Source organism: Acinetobacter sp. YH12236 (genome assembly GCF_013417645.1).
Taxonomy (GTDB): Bacteria; Pseudomonadota; Gammaproteobacteria; order Pseudomonadales; family Moraxellaceae; genus Acinetobacter.
Genome location: NZ_VPDM01000067.1, coordinates 1 through 4116, shown reverse-complemented (window position 1 = coordinate 4116; position 4116 = coordinate 1). Strand labels below are relative to the sequence as shown.

Genomic DNA, 4116 nt, shown 5'->3' with positions numbered 1-4116 from the left:
CATCGTTCGGTAAATAACTTCATGGTGAATATCATGGCTGCTGTAGTGGCTTATTGTTTGAACCCCAATAAGCCAACTTTCCAAAATATGCTAAAAGGTTAAGTGGATTTCATCGAACTCAGGTTAACAAAGCTGCTTTTGCTCTCCCTACCCGCTTGTAGAACACAGCGTTGCATACATTTTCTTACATCCGTATCGAATAATTTGAATCTCAATTGACTATTTTGACCAAAACACCACACAGCAAACATTCCCTATCTGGTCAATTTACGTTATAAAAACAGCGCGACAGCAATAAAAAAGTGAAATTGAAACAATAACTTCATTACACTGCGATAACGGTTCACTGTATTCCGGACATGACAACACCTTGATTGAGCGATGAAAATTGATGACCCTTGCGTCACGGCTTGATACAACTTGTGTTGTTCTTTTTGGATATAGTTATCGTAAGATTAGCGAAGTAAAAAAGTGCGCGGGAAATGCGCGCTTGCTTCACAACATCAACTTAGAAGTCCTCCAAAATAAAGGAGATCAGGGCATGATCCACGCTGGCAATGCCATTACCGTCCAAATGCTTGAGGACGGAATTGCAGAATTCCGCTTTGACTTACAAGGTGAGTCGGTTAACAAATTCAACCGTGCAACGATTGAAGATTTCAAGGCTGCGATCGACGCAGTTTCCGCTGCTGACATTCAGGGTTTAATCGTGACTTCAGGCAAGTCTACATTTATTGTAGGTGCTGACATTACTGAGTTCGGCGATAACTTTGCTCAAGGCGAACAGGCAATTGTTGACTGGGCACTACCAGTTCATGAAATTTTTAACAGCTTCGAAGACCTGGACATTCCTAAAGTTGCCGCGATTAACGGTATGGCACTAGGTGGCGGTTTCGAGATGTGCTTAGTCTGTGACTACCGTGTGATGTCAGAACAGGCGCAAGTCGGCCTGCCTGAAATCAAACTTGGTATCTTCCCTGGTTTCGGTGGTACGGTTCGTTTAAGCCGTCTGATCGGTATCGACAATGCAGTTGAATGGATGGCCATGGCTACTCCGAAAAAACCGGCTGCTGCACTGAAAGATGGTGCTGTTGATGCGGTTGTGGCTGCAGACAAACTGAAAGATGCTGCGATTGACCTGTTGAAACAGGCAATTCACGGTCGTTTAGACTGGCAAACAAAACGCCAGGAAAAACTGGATCCAATCAAGCTGAACATGCTTGAGCAAATGATGGCGTTCAATACGGCGAAAGGTGCGGTTCTTGCAAAAGCAAACCCTGCTCAATACCCAGCGCCAAAACTATTGCTTGATTCTCTTCAGGCAGGTGCAAGCTTACACCGCGATGAAGCGTTAAAAGTTGAAGCTCAAGGCTTTGCGAAAGCTGCGGTAACTCCACAAGCAGGTGCGTTAATCGGTCTGTTCCTGAACGACCAGGTTGTGAAGAAAACTTCTAAGAAATATGAACAAGGTGCACATCCAGTGAACCAGGCTGCCGTTCTAGGCGCAGGGATCATGGGTGGTGGTATTGCTTACCAGGCGGCAAGCAAAGGCACTCCAATCATCATGAAAGACATCGGTAACCAGCAACTTGCACTGGGTATGTCTGAAGCAAACAAACTGCTGACCAAGCAGGTTGAACGCAAGAAGATGAAGCCGGCGCAAATGGGTGAAACCCTTGCTCGCATCCGTCCTACTTTAAGCTATGACGAGTTTAAAGAAGTCGACATCGTGATCGAAGCAGTAACTGAAAACCCGAAAGTGAAAGGCATCGTACTGAAAGAAACTGAATCTAAAGTACGTGAAAACACAATTATTGCGTCGAACACGTCTACGATTTCAATCACGCGTCTGGCTGAAAATCTGGAACGTCCTGAAAACTTCGTCGGTATGCACTTCTTTAACCCGGTACACATGATGCCACTGGTAGAAGTGATTCGTGGTGAGAAGACTTCTGCTGAAGCGATTGCAACGACTGTTGTTCTTGCTCAGAAAATGGGTAAAACACCAATCGTAGTGAATGACTGCCCGGGCTTCCTGGTAAACCGCGTACTGTTCCCTTACTTCGGTGCATTTGACCTGTTACTGAAAGATGGTGCTGACTTCCAGCAAATCGACAAAGTGATGGAAAAATTCGGCTGGCCTATGGGCCCTGCTTACCTGATGGACGTGGTCGGTATCGATACTGGCGTTCACGGTGCAGAAGTCATGGCTGAAGGCTTCCCGGATCGTATGAAACCTGATTTCAAAGGTTCAATCCAAGTGATGTACGAAAACAACCGTCTGGGTCAAAAGAATGATGTTGGTTTCTACAAATACGAACTTGACCGTAAAGGCAAAAAAGCCAAAGTGGTTGATCCAACCGCATACGAACTTGTGGCATCTGTTGCAACTGCTGAAAAACGTGAATTTGATCCTCAAGAGATCATTGACCGTATGATGCTGGCTTTCTGTAACGAAACTGTTCGTTGCCTGGAAGACAACATTGTTGCAACTCCGGCTGAAGCAGATATGGCGATGATCATGGGTGTAGGCTTCCCTCCATTCCGTGGTGGTCCATGCCGTTATATCGACCAAACTGGTGTAGCTGAGTATGTTGCACTTTGCGACAAATACGCGCACTTAGGTAAGGCTTATGAAGCGCCGCAATCATTGCGCGACATGGCTGCTAACAACAAAAAATTCTACGGTTAAGGAGTGACGTGAATGGCTACTTTAAATCCACGTGACGTTGTGATTGTTGATGGCGTACGTACTGCCATGGGCAAATCGAAAAACGGTATGTTCCGCAATGTACGTGCCGACAGCATGTCAGCTGAACTTATCCGTGCGTTGATGATTCGTAACGAATTCGACCCGAATGAAGTCGAAGATGTGATCTGGGGCTGTGTGAACCAGACTCTGGAACAAGGTATGAACATTGCGCGTAACATCGCATTGTTAGCTGACCTTCCTAAGACTGTTGCAGGTCAAACAGTTAACCGTCTGTGTGGTTCTTCTATGCAGGCAATCCACACTGCGGCTGCACAAATTGCGACTAACCAGGGTGATATCTTCATCATCGGTGGTGTAGAGCATATGGGTCACGTAGGCATGATGCACGGCATCGACCTGAACCCTGCTGCATCTAAGCACTATGCAAAAGCATCAAACATGATGGGCCTGACTGCTGAAATGCTAGGTCGCATGAACGGCATTACTCGTGAAGAACAGGATGCGTTTGGTGTGGAATCTCACCGCCGTGCCTGGGCTGCGACTGAAAATGGTCTGTTCCAGAACGAGATCGTAGGCATTGAAGGTCATAATGCTGACGGTTATAAAGTTCTGTGTGATATCGATGAAGTGATCCGTCCGGATGCCAACATCGAAACTTTCCGTGCTTTACGCCCAGTCTTTGATCCTAAAGGCGGTACAGTGACTGCTGCAACATCTTCAGCATTGTCTGATGGTGCATCTGCAATGCTGTTAATGTCTGCTGAACGTGCTCAAGCGCTTGGTTTGAAACCACGTGCTGTGATCCGCTCTATGGCGGTTGCAGGTTGTGATGCTGCAATCATGGGTTATGGCCCTGTTCCAGCAACACAAAAAGCATTGAAACGTGCTGGTCTGACCATTGAAGACATGCAAACTGTAGAGTTAAACGAAGCGTTTGCCGCACAAGGTCTGTCTGTTCTTAAAGGCTTAGGCATTTATGACAAGCAAGACATCGTGAACCATAACGGTGGCGCGATTGCGTTGGGTCACCCGCTTGGTTGTTCTGGCGCGCGTATCACGACGACATTGCTAAACGTAATGGAGCAACAAGATACTCAAATCGGTCTTGCGACCATGTGTATCGGTCTGGGTCAAGGTATCGCGACCATTATCGAACGTGTTTAATTCTTAAATACTTCGAGACAAAAAACCCCGCTTATTGCGGGGTTTCTTTATTGCGAACTATTCATTCAAAGTTTTGTAAAATACACATAGCCTTATTTATGATAAAGTTGAATATTAGGGTCTGTTGACACTTACTGTTCATAATTAACCCTATAACGGTAGCCATAAAAATATACAGGCTAAGGCAACAGAACTTTGATAATTTCTTTTGAGCTTGTCATATCGAGTAGCTATTCCTC

Annotated in this window: 2 protein-coding genes and 2 pseudogenes; 3 read left to right on the top strand and 1 reads right to left on the bottom strand. The window is 45.8% G+C overall.

From position 1 onward, the window contains the following. From FTV14_RS15745 to fadA, 3 genes and pseudogenes are all read left to right on the top strand, one after another. Positions 1-102: pseudogene (locus FTV14_RS15745) on the top strand (IS982 family transposase); the annotation flags it as partial. A gap of 439 nt (positions 103-541) precedes the next feature. Continuing rightward, complete coding sequence (fadB, locus tag FTV14_RS15740) at positions 542-2692, top strand: fatty acid oxidation complex subunit alpha FadB (protein ID WP_159123725.1); 2151 nt, start codon at positions 542-544, stop codon at positions 2690-2692. 12 nt (positions 2693-2704) lie between these two features. Then, positions 2705-3877 carry an acetyl-CoA C-acyltransferase FadA gene (gene fadA / locus FTV14_RS15735; protein ID WP_180054160.1) on the top strand — a complete coding sequence of 391 codons (1173 nt, stop codon included), beginning with the start codon at positions 2705-2707 and terminating at the stop codon, positions 3875-3877. A 150-nt stretch (positions 3878-4027) separates the two neighbouring features. On the opposite strand, the pseudogene FTV14_RS15730 reads toward fadA, so the two are convergent. Further along, positions 4028-4116: pseudogene (locus FTV14_RS15730) on the bottom strand (IS5/IS1182 family transposase); the annotation flags it as partial.

What these genes read in the sequence shown, in the direction of transcription:
- fadA (WP_180054160.1), top strand. Translation starts at nt 2,705, where the DNA reads ATGGCTACTTTAAATCCACGTGACGTTGTGATTGTTGATGGCGTACGT.
- fadB (WP_159123725.1), top strand. Translation starts at nt 542, where the DNA reads ATGATCCACGCTGGCAATGCCATTACCGTCCAAATGCTTGAGGACGGA.